Genomic DNA, 17,618 nt, shown 5'->3' with positions numbered 1-17,618 from the left:
ATCCTGACATCGGCTGCGTGGTCCCGTCGGTCGCCGAGCGCGCCGCGCGGACCGGACGCGACCTTGACATTCGTGGCCGGGGCGCGCAAAATCTCAGTCATACAGACGCAGATCCGTGGCGGGTCGTCGAGGAGTCTCGACCATCCGGTCCCCGTGCGTCACGCTGCCGGTGCGCCCTCCCACGGCGACGCGCAGCGTCCGTCTTCGTCCCGAACCGAGGTCCGATGCAACCTGACCGTTTCACCATCAAGATGCAGGAGGCGCTCTCCGAGGCCGGGCAGCTGGCCGAGCGTCGTCGCAATCCCCAGATCACGCCCGAGCACCTGCTGCTCGCGCTCCTCGACCAGGAGGGCGGCCTCGTCGCCGGCGTGCTGCAGAAGCTCGGCGTCCCGATCGAGCAGGTCCGTCGCCCCGTCGACGCGGCCCTCGAGGGCCTGCCGACGACCACCGGCGGCGGCCAGGCCGCCGGGCCGTCCTCCGAGCTCGTCGCCGTCCTGCGCGGTGCCGAGGAGGAGATGCGCGGTCTCGGCGACGAGTACCTCTCGACGGAGCACGCGCTGCTCGCGACCGCCCGGCACGACTCGAAGGCGGGCGACGCCCTGCGCGCCGCCGGTGCCACGCCGGAGGCCCTCGCCGCGGCGGTCGGCGACCTCCGCGGCGGGCACAAGGTCACCGACCAGAGCCCCGAGGACAAGCTCGAGGCGCTGAAGCGCTACGGACAGGACCTCACGGAGGCCGCCCGCGAGGGGCGGCTGGACCCGGTGATCGGGCGCGACGAGGAGATCCGTCGCGTCATCCAGGTCCTCAGCCGCCGGCGCAAGAACAACCCGGTCCTCATCGGCGAGCCGGGCGTCGGCAAGACGGCGATCGCCGAGGGCCTCGCGCAGCGGATCGTCGACGGCGACGTCCCGGAGTCGCTGCGGGATCGCCGCGTCATCGCGCTCGACATGGGCTCGATGATCGCCGGAGCGAAGTACCGCGGCGAGTTCGAGGACCGCTTGAAGGCCGTCCTGAAGGAGGTCGCCGAGGCGAAGGGCCAGATCGTGCTCTTTCTCGACGAGCTGCACACGATCGTCGGGGCCGGCGCGAGCGAGGGCTCCGTCGACGCCGCGAACCTCCTGAAGCCGATGCTCGCCCGCGGCGAGCTGCGCGCGGTCGGCGCGACGACGCTCGACGAGTACCGCAAGTACGTCGAGAAGGACGCCGCGCTCGAGCGGCGGTTCCAGCCCGTGCTCGTCGACGAGCCGAGCGTCGAGGACACGATCGCGATCCTCCGCGGCCTGAAGGACAAGTACGTCACCCACCACGGCGTCGACATCCAGGACGCCGCGCTGATCGCCGCCGCGACGCTCTCGCAGCGCCACATCCCCGACCGGCAGCTGCCGGACAAGGCGATCGACCTCATCGACGAGGCCGCCTCCCGGCTGAAGATCGAGATCGACTCCAAGCCGACGGAGATCGACGAGATCGACCGCCGGATCATGCAGCTGGAGATCGAGCGCACGTCGCTGGAGAAGGAGGACGACGAGGCCTCGAAGGAGCGCCTGGTCCGGCTCGACGAGGAGCTCGCCAACCAGCGCGAGCGCTCGGCCGCGATGACGGCCGAGTGGCAGCGCGAGAAGGAGTCCGTCGAGTCGGTCGGCAAGCTCAAGGAGGAGCTGGACCGCAAGCGCACGGAGGAGCTCACGGCGCAGCGCGCGGGCGACCTGCAGCGCGCCGGCGAGCTGAAGTACGGCGAGATCCCGCAGCTCGAGCAGCAGATCGCCGACCTCGAGGCGAAGGCGGAGGAGGTCGACACGGAGGAGCGGGCGGGGCAGGGGTTCCGGTACTTGGAGGACCGCGTCACCGCGGAGCACATCGCCGAGGTCGTCGGTCGCTGGACCGGCATCCCCGTGGCGCGACTGCTCGAGGGGGAGGTCGAGAAGCTCGTCCACATGGAGGACCGCCTGCACGACCGCGTGGTCGGGCAGGACGACGCCGTGGCGGTCGTCTCGGCGGCGATCCGGCGCAGCCGCGCCGGGCTCGGCGACCCGGACCGGCCGATCGGCTCGTTCCTCTTCCTCGGGCCGACCGGCGTCGGCAAGACCGAGCTCGCGCGGGCGCTGGCGGAGTTCCTCTTCGACAGCCAGGACGCGATGGTCCGGATCGACATGTCGGAGTACATGGAGAAGCACGCCGTGTCCCGGCTGGTCGGCGCGCCCCCCGGGTACGTCGGCTACGACGAGGGCGGTCAGCTGACCGAGGCGATCCGCCGCAAGCCGTACTCCGTGCTGCTGCTCGACGAGGTCGAGAAGGCCCACCCGGACGTCTTCAACATCCTGCTGCAGCTGCTCGACGACGGCCGGCTGACCGACGGCCAGGGGCGGACGGTCGACTTCACGAACACCGTCCTCATCCTCACGTCGAACATCCCGGGGGGTCGCGCCGGGGCGGAGGCGCACTTCCGCCCGGAGTTCATCAACCGGCTCGACGACATCATCGAGTTCCACAGCCTCGATCGGCGGCACCTGACGCGGATCGTCGACCTGCAGGTCCGGCGCGTGATCGACCGCGCCGCCGAGCGGGGGGTGACCGTCGAGATCGACGAGCCGGCGCTCGAGCTGCTCGGGGACCTCGGCTACGACCCGACGTACGGCGCCCGGCCGCTGAAGCGGACGATCCAGCGCCACCTCACCGACCGCCTCGCGCTCGCGCTGCTCCGCGGCCAGGTGCGCGACGGGGAGACGGTCCAGGTCGGCGTCGCGGACGGCGAGATCGCGCTGTCGGTCGACGGCGACCTCATCGCCGAGCCGGGTGCCCAGGCGCGCCCCGGCGAGCCGGCGGCGATGGCCACCGGCACGGACGAGAGCGCCTGACCCGCGTCGTCCGGGGTCCGCGGACCCCGGACGGCAAGCGGGACGCAAGGCCGCGCCAAGGGGGCGCCAAGCGGGCTCGGCGAGGGTGCCGCCGTCCCGTTCGACGGCGCGGCGGCCACCGGTCGCCGCGCCCCGCCCCAGGAGCTCGCCGTGTCCTCGTCCCGTTCCCGCCTCCCGTCCCGCGCCCGGCGCCTGCGGCGCGCCGTCGCGCTCGGCAGCGTCGTGGTCCTCGGCCTGCCCGCCGCCGCGGGCGCCGACTCGATCAGCTTCGTCCGCGACGGCGACGTCCACCTCGCCACGCCGGACGGGGGCCGCACCGTCCGCCTGACGACGGAGGGCGGCTACCGCTCCGCCTCGCAGGCCGACGACGGGCGCATCGTCGCGCTGCGCGGATCGCGCCTGCGCCTGCTCGATCGGCGCGGCGCGGTCCTCGCCGACTTCTCCCCGGTCGCCGCCCGGACCGCCGGGTCGATCCAGCTCAGCGGGCCGTTCGACCCCGTGCTCTCCCCGGACGGCTCCCACGTCGCCTACGGGTTCTTCGTGCAGTACCGGGCGGGCGATCCCCACTGCGGGCGTCCCGGCGGCTGTCAGACCGGCCAGCTCTACGCAGGCACGGGGTACGCCCGGTCGACGGGTCCGGTCGAGTGGGACGAGGCCGGCTTCCGTCCCGAGTGGGGATGGGGCGATCCGTCGTGGATCGACGACCGGCGGACGCTCCTGTCCGGCCCGTCGTCGGCGTTCGTCAAGCAGGTCGCGATCGACGAGGCCGGCGATCCGGCGACGGCTGCGGAGTGGTTCAGCGAGGGCGCCGTGGGCAACCTCTACGACGGCGAGCTGAACCGGCAGGGGACCGGCGCGGCCTTCGTCGCCAACAGCCAGGGCGACCGCCTGGTCGTCTACCGCCTGCCGGGAGCCGCGCCGGCGACCGCGCCGCAGGGGTGCCTCGACGCGCCGGCCTCGGGCGGCGCCTGGTCCTCGCCGAGCTGGTCGCCGGACGGCGAGCGGCTCGTCTGGGCGGGGCCCCAGGGCCTGTACGTCGCGACGCTCGCCGGCCTCGCCGGCGGCTGCCCGGCCGGGGACGCGGTGGCGGTCCGGACGATGCTGCCGGGCGCCACCGCACCGGACTGGGGACCGGCCGACGTCCCCGCCGACGCGGGACCGGGCGGCACGGCCCACGACGGTCCCACCGACGGCGCTCCGGGGCCGGCTCCGGGCTCCGGGCCGGTCGGTCCGGGCGCGGGCGCCCCGGCCGGCGGTGCGACGACGGCGACGGTGCGGCTGCGCCTGACGCGACGGAGCTGGCGGGTGCGCCGGGGCGGCCGGGTGACGATCGCCTTCCGCGCCCCGGTGGCCACGCGCTGGGAGCTGCGCCTCGTCCGCGCCGGCCGCACCGCGCTGCGGCTGCGGGGCAGCGCTGGCCGCGGGACGCGCCGGATCGTCGTGCGGCCGCGGGTGCGCCCGGGCCGCTACCGCCTCGTCCTGCGGGCGACCGCGCCGAGGGGACCGGTCGCGACGGGGACGCTCACCGTCCGCCGGTAGACCGTCCGCCGGTGGACCGGGCGACCGGCGCTAGCGGACGGTCGCCCGCAGCGTCGTGCTGACGCCCGCGCCGCGGACGGTGATCCGGACGGCCGTGCCGCGCAGCCGCCGGGCGACGCTCGCGCGGAGCCTCGGCAGGCGCACGGTCGTCGTCCCGGCGCGGCGGACCTTCGTGCTGCGACGGGCGATGGTGCGCGCGCCCGTCGTCGCGGTCGTCCTCACGGTCCCGGCCTTCGTCGTCCGGACGGAGAGCACGAGCCCGCGTCGCAGGGCCGCCGTCGTGACGCGGCCCTTGAGCGCCGCCCGCGCCGCCGGCGCGCCCGTGGCCGGAGCGCCGCCGGCGCCGGGCGCGGGCCGACCGGTGCCGCCGCCTGCGCCGGCTCCGTCGCCGGTCCCGCCGCCCGTGCCGTCGCCGGTTCCCCCGCCGCCGCGCGGCCCGGGGCTCACCGCCGCGGGGCTCCAGTCCGGCTCGGACGCGCCGTCGACGATCCGTCGCACGTCCCAGCCCTCGCAGCCGTCGCCCGCCGGCGTGGTCGCCGTCCAGATCCCGTCGCCCTCCTGCCACCAGATGCGACGGCCGTCGGCGGAGAGCGTCGGGTCCTTGTACGCCCGCCCGAGCGGGCCGTCGGCGGGGTCGTGGATCGTGCAGGTCGGCGTCGGGGTGCCGAGGCGCCCCGCGACGCGGTAGACCTGCAGCGTGTTCGGCGTGCCGGTGCCGCGGACGACGACGATCCGGCCGCCGGCGACCTCGCCGTCGGAGAGGTCCTCGCCGTGGTCGAACGTGCCCTGGTGGTCGTAGTCCGACCACCACTGCGTCGGGCTCTCGTCGGGTCGCTGGTCGTAGGCGACGGTGCCGCGAGCGGCGAGCACGTGGCGCGCGTCGATCCACGAGGGCGTCGAGGCGTTCGTCGCCACGCCGGGCCAGCTCTCGGTCCCGCCCGTGCCGTCGGTCCGCGCGTAGCGGATGTCGCTGCCCGTCTCGAGCCAGCCGTTGACGTAGCGCGCGAAGGAGTGGCCGTAGGCGACGAGCGTCCCGTCGGGCGAGACCGCGGGGTCGAACGGCCCGAACTGCACGGCGGGCAGGTCGATCCGGCGGACGAGCTCGCCGTTCTGGCGCAGGACGAACAGCGGGCCGGACCGCGGCAGCTTCCGCGCGGCGACGATCGTCCCGTCGTCGGCCTGCGAGGGCGACTGCCACGGGTTCTCGGCCGTGCCGTCGGTCGTGACGCGCACGGCGCCGGAGCCGTCGTCGTGGGCGAGCCAGACGTCGTGGTCCTTCACGAACGTCAGCGACGCGCCGGCCGGCGCGGCACCCGCCGCGAGGCCGACGGCGAGGGCCGCGCCGGTGGCGGCGGCGAGGAGGGCGGGGCGGGCGAAGGTCATGGCGGCGACTCTCTCGCCGGCCCGTCCCGGGCACATCAGGCGCCACACCAGAACGCCACCCCAGAACCACGGCCGGCGAGCGACGTCGGGGCTCGACGGCAGCCGTGTCGGTCTCTGCGGCACGACGGGGGCGCACGCAGGGGACGCGACTCGCTCCGTCATACCAACGATCGTTAGGATGTACGCATGACGGCGGATGCCTGCGACCTCCTCTGCCTCGACCTGCCGCGTGCCGAGGCCCTGCGCCGAGCGCGCCTCTCGGCGTCGGAGGCCGAGCGCGCGGCCCAGCGCGCCGCCGGCCTCGGCGATCCGACCCGGCTCCTGCTCGCGCTCGCGCTGCGCGACGGCGGCGAGCTCTGCGTCTGCGATCTGTCCTGGGTGGTCGAGCGGCCGGAGAAGGCGGTGTCCCACCACGTTCGCAAGATGCGCGCCGCGGGGCTGGTAGCGAGTCGCCGCGAGGGCAGGATGGTGATGTACCGGCTGACGCCCGCCGGGGCGGACCTGCTCCGCTCGCTCGTCGGGGCGATCGCGGGGGCGGACGCATGAGCGACGGACGACCCACGGGTCCGCCCGAGGCGCCTCGGGCCGCGACGCCGGCGTCGGACCGCGGCCGGGCGCCCGGGGGCGAGGCGTGCGTCGGTGCGTCGCGAGGCCCGGCGGGCGCCCGTCGCGCGTCCGCGGCGTCGCAACGGGAGCCGCTGGATGCCTGCTGCGCCCCCGCGCCGACGCCGTCGGCGCGATACGACGAGTGCGGATGCGAGATCCCGGGGCGCGTCGGCGACGAGCCGGCGCGCCTGCGCGACGTGCACGAGATCCGCCTCGCGGCGCTCTCGGGCGTCGCGCTCGGTGCCGGACTGCTCGTCGGGGTCCTCGGCGCGCCTGATGCCGCGATCCTGCTCCTCTCGGCGATCGCGATCGTCGCCGGGGGTGCGACCTTCGTGCCCGGCGCCGTCCGCGGAATGCTCGCACGGCGGCTCTCGGTCGCGACGCTCATGACGATCGCCGGCCTCGGTGCGATCGCGCTGGGCGAGATCACGGAGGCCGCGACGCTCGCGTTCCTCTTCTCCGTCAGCGAGGCGCTCGAGCGCTTCGCCGTGGCACGAACGCGCCGTAGCCTTCGCGCCCTGCTCGACCTCGTCCCCGACCGCGCTCGCGTCCTGCACGGCGGCCGGGAGGTCGAGATCGATCCGGCCGACCTGCGTCCGGGCGCGCTCCTCGTCGTCCGGCCCGGCGAGCGGCTGGCCACCGACGGCGTGATCGCACGCGGACGCTCGGCCGTCGACCTCGCGGCGATCACCGGCGAGTCGATCCCGGTGGTGCTCGGGCCGGGCGACGAGGTGCTCGCCGGCGCGATCAACGGCGGCGGGGCGCTGGAGGTCGAGGTGACCGCGACGGCCGTCGACAACTCGCTCGCCCGCATCGTGGGGATCGTCGAGGCGGCCCAGGAGCGGAAGGGCCAGGGGCAGCGGCTGGCAGCCCGGGTCGCTCGTCCGCTCGTGCCCGGGGTGCTCGTCGCTGCGCTGCTGATCGCGGTGGTCGGCAGCGCGGTCTCCGGCGACCCGGGCGAGTGGATCGGACGCGCGCTCGTGGTCCTCGTCGCGGCCGCGCCGTGCGCCTTCGCGATCGCCGTTCCGGTCACCGTCGTGGCGGCGATCGGCGCGGCGACCCGCGCGGGCGTGCTGATCAAGGGCGGCGCCGCGCTGGAGGCCCTGGGCGAGGTGCGGTCCGTCGCGCTCGACAAGACGGGCACGCTGACCCGCAACGAGCCACGGGTCGTCGACGTGCTCCATCACGGCGGGGACCACCGGGAGGAGGTGCTCGCCCTCGCGGCGGCGCTCGAGGCGCGCAGCGAGCACCCCCTCGGCCGGGCGATCCTCGCGGCGTCGCCGGACCCGGCGGTCGCCGACGACGTGCGGGCGATCCCCGGCGACGGGATCGTCGGCGTCGTCGACGGGGATCCCGTCCGGCTGGGGCGCCCCGGCTTCGTGGACCCAGGTCCCTGGGAGCCTTGGATCTCGACCGCCCAGGAGGACGGGGCGACCGTCGTGCTCCTCGAGCGCCGCGGGCGCCTGCTCGGCGCGATCGCCGTTCGCGACGAGCTGCGCGTGGAGGCGCGGGTCGCCGTCGCGCAGCTCGGCGACCACGGCGTCCGGCGCGTGACCATGGTGACCGGGGACAACGCTCGCGCCGCCCGCGCGCTGGCCGGGGACGCCGGCATCGCGGACGTGCACGCGGAGCTGCGTCCCGAGGACAAGTCGCGCGTCGTCGACCGGCTTCGCGCCGACGGACGCGGGACCGTCGCCATGGTCGGCGACGGCATCAACGACGCGCCGGCCCTCGCCAGCGCCGACGTCGGCATCGCCATGGGCGCGATGGGCAGCGACGTGGCGATCGAGACGGCGGACGTCGCGCTGCTGGGCGACGACCTCCGCGCCCTGCCGCGGACGATCGGGCACGCGCGGAGCGCCGGCCGCATCATGCGCCAGAACCTGGCGCTCTCGGGCGCGATCCTCGTCGGGCTCGTGCCGCTGGCGGCCACGGGGGTCCTGGGGCTCGCCGCGGTCGTGTCGATCCACGAGCTGGCGGAGGTCCTCGTGATCGCCAACGGCGTGCGGGCCGCGCGGTGGCCGGGCGCCCGTGGTCCGGCACGCGAAGCTCGGCCCGGGACGCTGCGCCCGACCTCGGCCGTCTGATGCCCGGTCTCGCGCTCGCGCTCTACGGGGCGTTCCTCGTCGTGGCCTTCGGCTGGCGGACCGTCGTCCAGGTGCGCACGACCGGTCGCAGCGGCTTCGTCGGGCTCAGCGGATCCCCCGCGAGACCGGAGTGGTGGGGCGGCGTGCTGTTCGTCGTCGCGCTCGCGGCCGGGGCGCTCGCCCCGCTGCTGCAGCTCGCCGGCGCGTTGACGCCGTCGAGCGCGGGCGACGGCGCGCTCGCTCGGACGGGCGGCGTGGCGCTCGTGCTCGCGGGCGGCGTGCTGACGCTCGGCGCGCAGCGCGAGATGGGGCGTCAGTGGCGGATCGGGGTCGACGAGGACGAGCGGACCGAGCTCGTGACGGGCGGGCCGTTCGCCCACGTTCGCAACCCCGTCTTCTCCGCGATGCTGCTCGTGGCGACGGGGCTGCTCGCGCTCGTTCCGAACGTCGTCGCGCTGGGTGGCCTGCTCGCGCTGCTGCTCGCCGTCCAGCTGCAGGTGCGCTGGGCCGAGGAGCCCTACCTCGCCCGGCTCCACGGTCCGGCGTACGCCGCCTATGCCGCCCGCGCCGGGCGCTTCGTCCCGGGCGTCGGTCGGCGCCCGGGCGGCTGACCGCTCGTCCGCGGAGCGTGGTCAGCCCGCGGCGCTCCCGCCGTCCGGCTCCAGCGCCGCGGCGAGCTGGGTCCGCGAGGAGATGCCGAGCTTCGCGTAGGTCGCGCCGAGCTGGAACTCGACGGTCTTGCGGGTCACGAAGAGCGTCTCGGCGATCTCGCGGTTCGTGAGGCCGCGCGCGGCGTGCTCAGCGACGCGCCGCTCGCTCGGGGTCAGGGCATCGGCCCCGCTGAGCGCGATTCGGCGGGGCCGGGCGCCGGCGACGGAGAGCTCCTCGGTCGCGCGGTCCAGGAGCGGCGTCTCGCCGAGGCGGTGGGCGGCCTCGCGGGCCTCCGCGAGCCGGGCGCGCGCGTCGACCCGCCGCCCCGCGCGGCGCAGCGCGATCCCGAGGTCGAGCCGGACCGCGGCGGCCAGTGCCGGAGAGGGCGCGGCGTCGGCGACCTCCACCGCGTCGTGGAGGGTCGCGATCGCCTCCTCGCCCTCCTGCGCGGCGGCCAGGGCGCGCAACGCGATCGCGTGGTCGCTGCCGGTCCCGCGTCGTGCCGCGTCGGCGACCGCGGCGTCGGCGAGGGCGCGGGCCTCTTCGCGCTCGCCCGCCAGCGCCAGCGCGCGCGGCAGGTCGGCCCCCTTCGCGCCACGCGGGTAGCGCCGCCACCCGTACCGGTCGCAGAGCGTCGCCACGCGGCGCAGATCGGCGACCGCGTCGGCCGGACGGCCCTGCGCCAGGCGCAGCTGCGCGCGGCTGGACCACACGCTGCCGCCGCCGAAGTACGCCGCGAACCGCTCGTCGGGGCCCAGTCGGGCGAGCACCTCCTCGGCCTCCTCGAGCTGGCCGCGCCGCACGAGGGCGGACGCGAGGGCCGCCCACGCCGCCGACGACGTCGCACCGCTGCCGCTGCGCTCCAGCAGCTCGGTCGCCTCGCGCGCCGACGCCTCGGCCGCGCCGGCACCGCCGAAGGCCAGCAGCCACTCGGCCCGCAGGACCGCCGTGAGCCCGCGCCCGAGCGGGCTGCTCTCCCGCCGCAGCGTCAGGTCGGCGTCCCGCAGCGCCTCGTCCGCGAGCGCCGCGCCGTCGCACGCGCAGAGCGCCATGACCGCCCACAGCGGCGTCGGGTGCTCGACGACCTCCAGCCGCTGGAACGGCCGGTCGGCGAGCGCGGCGGCCCCGAGGGCGAGCACCTCGTCCCCCGCGGCGTCGCCGGCCGCCGCCTCCCACGCCCGGTGCGAGAGCACGCGAGGCCCGTCCGGGGCGGCGGCGAGCGCTCGCGCCCGCTCCGGCGCCGCGGCGACCTCGACGAGCAGCAGGTCGATGAGCCGGCCCTGCCAGCGGTCGGCCTGATCGGCCTCCTCGGGGCCGAGCGCGGCCGCCCCGGCCCGCAGCCGCTCGGCCATCCGCGCCGTCGTGTCCTCGGCGCCGAAGTGCCCGAGCCAGATCTGCAGCGCGGTCGCGTCGGCGGCGACGCGCGGGTCCTGCGCCGCCGCGGCGACCGAGAGCAGGTGCCGCGCATCGGGCGCCTCGGCGGCGAAGGCCGCGCGCCCGAGCTCGAGCCGCAGCCGCTCGAGCTCGGGGTCCTCCGCGGCGATCTCCAGCGCTCGCCGCAGGCGCCGCAGCGCGGCGTCCGGGGCACCGTCGGCGAGGGCCCGCGCCGCGCTGCGCCGCAGGAGCTCTCGCTCCCACGGCTCGCCCAGCAGCGGCGCGGCGAGCAGCTGCACGACGATCTCGTCGTCCGGGGCGTCGTGGTCGCGCAGCCAGCGCGCGGCGCGACGGTGCAGGTCGTCGCGCTCGGCGGCGGTCAGGCCGTCGGCGACCGCCCGGCCCACCAGCGGATGCACGAACGCGGGCGGCTCGCCGGCGACGAGCTCCGCGTCGCGCAGGGCGCCCAGCGCGGCCGCGCTCGCCGCCGGGTCCTGGCCGGTGATGGCGCCGAGCAGCGGCACCCCGCTGCGGTCGCCGAGCGTCGCCAGGGCGCGGGCCTGCTCGCGCGCCGCGGGGGGCAGGGCGGCGAGCCGGCGGCGCACCGAGCGCGCGACGGCCTCCGGCACGGACTCGTCGACCGCGCCGGGCTCCAGCGGCCCGTCGCGCTCGGCGAGGGCCCGCACGAGCTCGCCGACGAGCAGCGGGTTGCCGTGCGTCGCGGCGTGGGCCTCGGCGCCGAGCTCCGGCGCCGCCCGCTCGGCGAGCCGCTCGTCGACGAGCCGCTGCACGCCGTCCCGGCTCAGGGGGCGCGGCCGCAGCGTCTCGACCTCGGGCGCGGCGCCGAGCGCGCCGAGCAGACCGTGCTCGGCGCCGGGCTCGTTCGGGCGCAGCGCCACGACGAGCAGCAGCGGCAGCTCCGCGGCGCGCCGGGCGAGGAAGTCCAGGAACCGCAGCGACGGCGCGTCGGCCCAGTGCGCGTCGTCGACGAGCACGAGCAGCGGCTCCTCCTCCGCGAGCGCGGCGGTGAGCCAGTAGAGGCCGTGAAGCGTCGCGAAGCCCGGGTCGAGCGTCGGCTCGACCGTCGCCTCGACGTCGAACAGCGGCGCGGCGCGCCGCGCCGCGCCGTCCAGCAACCGGGCACGCTCCTCCGGCGCGGCGGCGAGCACCGTCGGCTCGAAGAGCTGGCGCACGACGCCGAAGGCGAACTCGCGCTCCAGCTCGCCGCCCGTCGCCTGGAGGACGCGCAGGCCGCCGTCGCCGGCCAGCGCGCGAACGCGCCGGACGAGCGCGGTCTTGCCGAGCCCGGGCCCGCCCTCGAGCAGCACGAGCCCGCCGCGCCCCGCGGACGCCGCGGCGATCCGGCGGGCGAGGGTGCCGAGCTCCTCCTCGCGCTCCAGCAGCGCGGCATCGGTGCCCGCTCTCACGCGCGGCAGGCTAGAGCAGCCGTCGGCCGGTCGCTAGCGGGGACCGGGCCGCCATCCGCGCGGCAGGAGCCGGACCCCGGCGGCGGTCAGGAGGACGTCCCGGTCGTCGGGGTCCAGCGGGCCGTCGAGCAGCGTCCCGACGAGCCCCTCGAGCCCGCTCGGCACCGTGACGCAGACGATCCGCGCGTCCTGCAGCACGACGATCGCGCGCGGCTCGCCGCGGCCGATCGTCGCCCACGCACCGGGGCCGAGCCGGCGGGTCGCGACGCCGGTGCGCAGCTCGAGCGCCCCCGTCAGGACGCCGAGGGCCAGGTCGGCGGCCTCGGCGACGTGCGGGGGCGTGGCGGCCCCGGCGGGGACGTCGAGCTCGAGCAGGGCGTAGTCGCCGGCCGCCCCGGCGGCCACGCGGCGCAGGCGCGGCGGGCCGTGCGGCGCAGCGGCGAGGGGGTCGGGCGTCGGGCCCGTGCCCGGCGGGCCGGGAGCGGCCGCCGGCGGGACGACGAGCGGGTCGGGCGGGGTCATGGAGCGACGGTGGCGTGCCGGACGCCGGTGCGCATCGGGGACCCACCCCCGACCTCCCCCCAGGATCGCCCGCCGGGCCCGTCGTCGGCGGCGCTCCGAGCGGGGGCAGGCTGCGGGGCGCCTCGCCGGACGCGGCCGACGCGCGGCAGGGGGCGGGGATGCCGGCCAGGACCGCCCGCGACCGTCAGCCGGTGACGCGGACGACGAACGTCGCCGTCAGCGCCCCGCCCGGTCCCACCCGACGCAGTCCGTCGCCGCTGCGCAGCGCGTTCGTCGGGGCGGTCATCGGCTCCCAGGCGACGAACGCCTCGCCCGCGGGCGCCCACGCGTGCCCGATCGGGTAGCCCGGCGCGCCGAACGCCACCGTCACCGTCCGGCCGCCGCCCCGCAGGACGAACGCGTCGCCCGTCGCGACGTACTCCGCGTCGAGCACGCGGTCCCCGAGCGGTCCGTCGGTCCACGCCGCGGGGACGCGGCGCCCCGTGGGGATGCCGCGCGGGTCGAGCTCGAGCTCGTCCCCGATCGGCAGCGCGACCTCGAGCGCCTCGCGCGGGACGCCCGGCAGCGTGAAGAGCGGGTGCCAGCCGAAGCTCACGGGGACGGGCACCGACCCGGTCGCCTCGATCGTCGTGGCGACGGCGAGCGCGTCGCCGGTCAGCGACACCGCGACCCGCAGGCGGTGGGGGAAGGGGAACCAGCGCTCCTGCGACGGCGTCAGGTCGTGCTCGGCGACCAGTCGCTCGGGCGCCTGCTCGACGACGCGCCACGGCACCCCGGCGAGCAGCCCGTCCTTCGGCAACCCGGCGCCGTCGACCTTGACCTGCGCGGGGTCGAGCGTCACGGGACCGTCCGGCCCGTCGAGCTCCGGGGCATCGAGCCGGTTGGCCCACGGCGCCAGCAGCGGGATCCCGAACGCCGCGCCCCGCGCCCGGTAGGCCTCGAGGCCCCCGCGCTGTCCGAGCAGCTCCTCGCCGCGGTGGCGCAGCGAGGAGCAGACCATCCCCGTGTCGGGGTGCCACGTCGTGGTCAGGTCGCCGGCGCGCAGCTCGATCATCGGCGGATCATGCAGCGAGGGCCCGACGCGGTGGACCGCGCCCGACCGCCGCGGTACCGTGGGACGCATCGGGGACGTTCGTCCCATCGCTGTCGAGGGGGCCGGGGATGCGCGAGGAGAAGCCGACGTACTGCCGGATCTGCGAGCCGCTGTGCGGCATGGTCGCGACCGTCGAGGACGGGCGGCTCGTGCGGCTGCGACCCGACCGCGACCATCCGCTGTCCCGCGGCTTCGCGTGCCCGAAGGGGATCGCGTTCACCGAGGTCCAGAACGACCCCGACCGGGTCCTGCACCCGCAGCGCCGCCGTCCGGACGGGACGTTCGAGCGGGTCGGCTGGGACGCCGCCCTCGACGACATCGCCGCCCGGCTGCGCCGGATCCACGGGGAGGACGGCGGCGACGCGATCGGCTGGTACTTCGGCAACCCCTCGGCGTTCAGCGCGGGGCACGCGCTCGCGGTGCCGGCGTTCATGCTCGCGCTCGGCTCGCCGCACGTCTACTCCGCCGGCTCCCAGGACGTGAACAACCGCTTCGTCGCCAGCGAGCTGCTCTACGGCTCGCCCCTCGTCGTGCCGGTCCCCGACGTCGAGCGCGCCGAGCTCGTCGTGCTCGTCGGCGCGAACCCCGTCGTCTCGCACGGCTCGGTGCTCAGCGCCCCACGCCTGAAGGAGCAGCTGCACGGCGTCGTGGACCGCGGCGGACGGGTGCTCGTCCTCGATCCCCGCCGGACGGAGACCGCCCAGGCGTTCGAGTGGCTGCCGGTGACGCCCGACGGCGACGCCCACCTGCTGCTCTCGCTCCTGCACGTGCTGTTCGAGGAGGGCCTCGCGGACACCGCCGCGATCGCGCGCCAGGCGCGCGACGGCGAGGCGCTGCGCGACCTCGCCCGGCCGTTCGCGCCCGAGGCGACCGTCGAGCACCACGGCGTCCCGGCCGGCGAGGTCCGCGCGCTCGCGCGGGCGCTGGCGACCACGGAGCGCGCCGCGGTCTACGGCCGCACGGGCACGTGCCTCGGGCGCAGCGGCACCCTGACGACCTTCCTGCTCGACGCGGTGAACCTCGTGGCCGGCTGCCTGGACCGCGAGGGCGGCGCGATGTTCGGCACGCTCGGCGTGCCCGGCGAGCGGGCGCTCGGCCGCCTGGCGGGGCGCGTCCTGCCGGTGATGCACGACCGCCGGCGCTCGCGGGTCGGGAACCTGCCCCAGGTCCTCGGCACCTCGCCGGCGTCGGTGATGGCGAAGGAGATCACGACGCCCGGACCGGGCCGCCTGCGCGCGCTCTTCGTCTCGGCGGGCAACCCGGTCCTGTCGGTGCCCGACGGGGACGAGCTCGAGGCGGCGCTCGGCGCGCTGGACCTGCTCGTCTCGATCGACCTCTACGTCAACGAGACGAACGCCCACGCCGACTACGTCCTGCCGGCCACGACGATGTACGAGCGCGACGACTTCCCGCTCGCCTTCCAGACGTTCCACACCACGCCCTTCCGCCAGGCGACGACCGCCGTGGTCCCGCCGGCGGGCGAGGCCCGCGAGGAGTGGCGCGTCGTCGGCGAGCTCGCCGCGCGGCTCTGGCGGGAGCGCCCGGCCTTCGCCGCCCTCGCCGCGGGGCGTCGCGCGCTCGGCCCGCTGGCCGGGAGGATGCACCTGCCGAACCTCGTCGCCGACGGCCTCGTCCGGCTCGCCGAGGGCGGCGACCGGTTCGGGCTGCGCCGCGGTGGGCTGAGCCGCAGGCGGCTCCTGCGCGAGCACCCTCACGGCACCGTCCTCGCCGATCGGCTGCGGGCCGGCGTGCTGCGCGCGGTCGTCTGGCACCGCGACCGTCGCGTGCACCTGGCGCCGCCGGCGATCCGCGCCGAGGTCGCGCGGCTGGCGACCCGTCGCCCCGATCCCGATCACCCGCTGCTGCTCATCGGGATGCGCGAGCTGCGCTCGGAGAACTCGTGGCTGCACAACAGCCCGCTGCTCCTGCGCGGCGGCCGTCGTCACGCGGCTCGGCTGCACCCCGACGACGCGGCGGAACGAGGGATCGAGGACGGCGCCCCCGTCCGGCTCTCCACCCGACACGGGGCGATCGAGCTGCCCGCGCTGCTCACGGACGGGCTCGCCCGGGGAGTCGTGGCGGTCCCGCACGGCTGGGGCCACAAGGGCACCGGGCGCTGGCGGCGGGCGAACGCGGCCGGCGCGGGCCGCGAGGACGCCCCGGAGGGACGGCCCGGGGGCGTGAACGTCAACCTGCTCATGTCGAGCGACCCCGCCGACCTCGAGCCGCTCGCCGGGATGGCCCACCTCAACGGCGTGCCGGTCCAGGCCGCCGCCGTCGTGGCCGGCGACGCCGCGGCGTCGGCCGCCGCGAGCGTCGCCTGACGGACGCCGGGCCCGGGCCGCCGGCGCGTCGCGTCAGTCGGCGGCGATCGGGCGCGGCGCGGCGTCGCGCTCGGTGACGTCGGCGGCCGGCACGGGCGGGAAGCTCATGCCCTCGTCGAGGATCGGCCCGCGGCGCAGCAGGCGCACGTCGCGGGGGTAGCTCTGGTAGAGCCGCCACGGTGCGCGGTCGCCCTGCTTCGGCAGGCGGTCGGCCGCCCGCATGATGTAGCCGGACTGGAGGTCGAGGAACGGGTGCGTCGGCTCGTCGGCCGGCGGCGCGAGGGGCATCGCGATCCGGTGGCCGTGCTCGTCCATGTAGCGCAGCAGCCGGCAGACCCAGTGGCTGATGAGGTCGGCCTTCAGCGTCCACGAGGCGTTCGTGTAGCCGAGCGTGACGATGAGGTTCGGCACGCCCGACAGCGCGAGGCCCTTGTAGCCGATCGTCTCGCTGAGGTCGACGCGCTTGCCGTCGATGTCGATCTCCAGCCCGCCGAGCAGGAGGAGGTTCAGGCCCGTGGCCGTGACGATGATGTCCGCCTCGAGCTCGCGGCCGGACTGCAGCCGGATGCCCGTCGGGGTGAACGTCTCGATGTGGTCGGTGACGATCGAGGCGTTGCCGCGGCGGATCGACCGGAAGAGGTCCCCGTCGGGGACGAGGCAGAGGCGCTCGTCCCACGGGTCGTAGCGCGGGGTGAAGTGGGTGTCGACGTCGTAGCCGTCGGGCAGCTGGCGGGCGACGCCGGCCTTCACGAGCCGCTTGACGAGGCCCGGCGCCCGGCGGCTGAGGTTGTAGACCGCGGCGGCGCGCAGGACGTTGCCCCACCGCATCGCCGCGTAGGCGGCCTTGCGGGGCAGGACCTTCTGCGCGATCGGCGCGACCGGGTCCCGGCCCGGCAGCGACAGGATGTAGCTCGGCGACCGCTGGAGCATCGTCACGTGCTCGGCCTGCTCGGCGAGCGACGGGAGGAGCGTCACCGCGGTGGCGCCGGAGCCGATGACGACGATCCGCTTGCCCGCGTAGTCGAGGTCCTCCGGCCAGTGCTGCGGGTGGATGAGCGTCCCCTCGAAGGACTCCACGCCGGGGAACTCGGGGGTGAAGCCCTCGTCGTAGCGGTAGTAGCCGGTGCAGTTGTAGTAGAGGCCGCAGGTGATCGTCAGCGGCTCGGCGTCGGGATCGTCGGTCCGCTCGGCGGTCACCGTCCACCGGGCGTCGGGCGTCGACCACGCCGCGTGGACGGCGCGGTGGTGGAAGCGGATCAGGCGGTCGACCCCGTACTCGGCGGCCGTGCGCTCGACGTACTCGCGGATCGACGGGCCGTCCGCGATCGCCTGGGGCGAGTCCCACGGGGAGAAGTCGAACCCGAGCGTGAACATGTCGGAGTCCGAGCGGATGCCGGGGTAGCGGAAGAGGTCCCACGTGCCCCCGATCGCTCCGCGCGACTCGAGGATCGCGATCGACTTGCCCGGGTGCTCCTGCCGGAGCCGGCACGCGGCGCCGATCCCCGAGAGGCCCGCTCCGACGATGAGGACGTCGACGTGCTCGGTCATGTTCCTACCGTACCGTAGGCTACTCGCCAGTAGCAAGAGCGCCGACACGCCAGGTTCCTGGAGTGCGCTGCGGACCCGGCGGTGGGGGTCTGCGCGAAATAGTCGGACGTCCGACTATCTCGCCTTCGCCGACCGGGGGGATGGTGGGCGGTCGCCCTCGCCGCCGGGGGCCGTCGCGCGCGAGGATCGGCGGGTCGTCTCCGACCGCT

11 protein-coding genes are annotated in these 17,618 nt (G+C 76.6%); 6 read left to right on the top strand and 5 right to left on the bottom strand.

Annotation, left to right across the window (positions count from 1 at the left end):
- Positions 1 to 224 precede the first annotated feature (224 nt).
- Both clpB and SK069_RS11555 read left to right on the top strand, forming a co-directional pair.
- Positions 225 to 2,855: an ATP-dependent chaperone ClpB gene (gene clpB / locus SK069_RS11560; protein WP_319954389.1), complete on the top strand. Its 2,631-nt coding sequence runs from the start codon at positions 225 to 227 to the stop codon at positions 2,853 to 2,855.
- 150 nt (positions 2,856 to 3,005) lie between these two features.
- Positions 3,006 to 4,394: a TolB-like translocation protein gene (locus SK069_RS11555; protein WP_319954388.1), complete on the top strand. Its 1,389-nt coding sequence runs from the start codon at positions 3,006 to 3,008 to the stop codon at positions 4,392 to 4,394.
- Between the two features lie 30 nt (positions 4,395 to 4,424).
- Here SK069_RS11555 and SK069_RS11550 read toward each other — a convergent pair whose 3' ends face one another.
- Complete coding sequence (locus SK069_RS11550) at positions 4,425 to 5,777, bottom strand: TolB-like translocation protein (RefSeq protein ID WP_319954387.1); 1,353 nt, start codon at positions 5,775 to 5,777, stop codon at positions 4,425 to 4,427.
- 186 nt (positions 5,778 to 5,963) lie between these two features.
- Between SK069_RS11550 and SK069_RS11545 the strand changes: the two genes are divergently transcribed.
- The 3 genes from SK069_RS11545 to SK069_RS11535 all read left to right on the top strand — a co-directional run bounded on the left by SK069_RS11545 (position 5,964) and on the right by SK069_RS11535 (position 9,081).
- Positions 5,964 to 6,323, top strand: coding sequence for a helix-turn-helix domain-containing protein (locus tag SK069_RS11545; RefSeq protein ID WP_319954386.1), 360 nt, complete (start codon positions 5,964 to 5,966; stop codon positions 6,321 to 6,323).
- Between the two features lie 257 nt (positions 6,324 to 6,580).
- On the top strand, positions 6,581 to 8,470 hold the full coding sequence (locus SK069_RS11540) for a heavy metal translocating P-type ATPase (protein WP_319954385.1): 1,890 nt from the start codon (positions 6,581 to 6,583) through the stop codon (positions 8,468 to 8,470).
- Positions 8,470 to 9,081, top strand: a complete 612-nt coding sequence (locus SK069_RS11535) for a methyltransferase family protein (RefSeq protein ID WP_319954384.1) — start codon at positions 8,470 to 8,472, stop codon at positions 9,079 to 9,081. Before SK069_RS11540 ends, SK069_RS11535 begins: the two co-directional genes overlap by 1 nt.
- Positions 9,082 to 9,102: 21 nt before the next feature.
- Here SK069_RS11535 and SK069_RS11530 read toward each other — a convergent pair whose 3' ends face one another.
- The 3 genes from SK069_RS11530 to SK069_RS11520 form a co-directional block, all read right to left on the bottom strand.
- Complete coding sequence (locus SK069_RS11530) at positions 9,103 to 11,922, bottom strand: ATP-binding protein (RefSeq protein ID WP_319954383.1); 2,820 nt, start codon at positions 11,920 to 11,922, stop codon at positions 9,103 to 9,105.
- 33 nt (positions 11,923 to 11,955) lie between these two features.
- The gene (locus SK069_RS11525; protein ID WP_319954382.1) at positions 11,956 to 12,444 is read right to left on the bottom strand and encodes a cupin domain-containing protein; all 489 of its coding nucleotides are present in this window, start codon (positions 12,442 to 12,444) and stop codon (positions 11,956 to 11,958) included.
- Between the two features lie 184 nt (positions 12,445 to 12,628).
- Positions 12,629 to 13,498 (bottom strand): aldose 1-epimerase, encoded by an 870-nt coding sequence (locus tag SK069_RS11520; RefSeq protein ID WP_319954381.1) that lies wholly within the window; start codon positions 13,496 to 13,498, stop codon positions 12,629 to 12,631.
- 107 nt (positions 13,499 to 13,605) lie between these two features.
- Here SK069_RS11520 and SK069_RS11515 point away from each other — a divergent pair, with 107 nt between their 5' ends.
- Positions 13,606 to 15,861 (top strand): molybdopterin-dependent oxidoreductase, encoded by a 2,256-nt coding sequence (locus tag SK069_RS11515; protein ID WP_319954380.1) that lies wholly within the window; start codon positions 13,606 to 13,608, stop codon positions 15,859 to 15,861.
- 33 nt (positions 15,862 to 15,894) lie between these two features.
- Here SK069_RS11515 and SK069_RS11510 read toward each other — a convergent pair whose 3' ends face one another.
- Positions 15,895 to 17,409, bottom strand: a complete 1,515-nt coding sequence (locus SK069_RS11510; protein ID WP_319954379.1) for a flavin-containing monooxygenase — start codon at positions 17,407 to 17,409, stop codon at positions 15,895 to 15,897.
- Between the last annotated feature and the right edge of the window lie 209 nt (positions 17,410 to 17,618).

Source organism: Patulibacter brassicae, from assembly GCF_033949425.1.
Classification (GTDB): domain Bacteria; phylum Actinomycetota; class Thermoleophilia; order Solirubrobacterales; family Solirubrobacteraceae; genus Patulibacter; species Patulibacter brassicae.
The sequence above is the reverse complement of the archived record's forward strand: the minus strand, read 5'-3'. Positions and strand labels throughout refer to the sequence as shown.

Excerpts from the sequence above, each read along its gene's own strand:
- SK069_RS11545 (WP_319954386.1), top strand. The coding sequence starts at position 5,964 with ATGACGGCGGATGCCTGCGACCTCCTCTGCCTCGACCTGCCGCGTGCC.
- SK069_RS11515 (WP_319954380.1), top strand. The coding sequence starts at position 13,606 with ATGCGCGAGGAGAAGCCGACGTACTGCCGGATCTGCGAGCCGCTGTGC.
- clpB (WP_319954389.1), top strand. The coding sequence starts at position 225 with ATGCAACCTGACCGTTTCACCATCAAGATGCAGGAGGCGCTCTCCGAG.
- SK069_RS11520 (WP_319954381.1), bottom strand. The coding sequence starts at position 13,498 with ATGATCGAGCTGCGCGCCGGCGACCTGACCACGACGTGGCACCCCGAC.
- SK069_RS11550 (WP_319954387.1), bottom strand. The coding sequence starts at position 5,777 with ATGACCTTCGCCCGCCCCGCCCTCCTCGCCGCCGCCACCGGCGCGGCC.
- SK069_RS11525 (WP_319954382.1), bottom strand. The coding sequence starts at position 12,444 with ATGACCCCGCCCGACCCGCTCGTCGTCCCGCCGGCGGCCGCTCCCGGC.
- SK069_RS11535 (WP_319954384.1), top strand. The coding sequence starts at position 8,470 with ATGCCCGGTCTCGCGCTCGCGCTCTACGGGGCGTTCCTCGTCGTGGCC.
- SK069_RS11510 (WP_319954379.1), bottom strand. The coding sequence starts at position 17,409 with ATGACCGAGCACGTCGACGTCCTCATCGTCGGAGCGGGCCTCTCGGGG.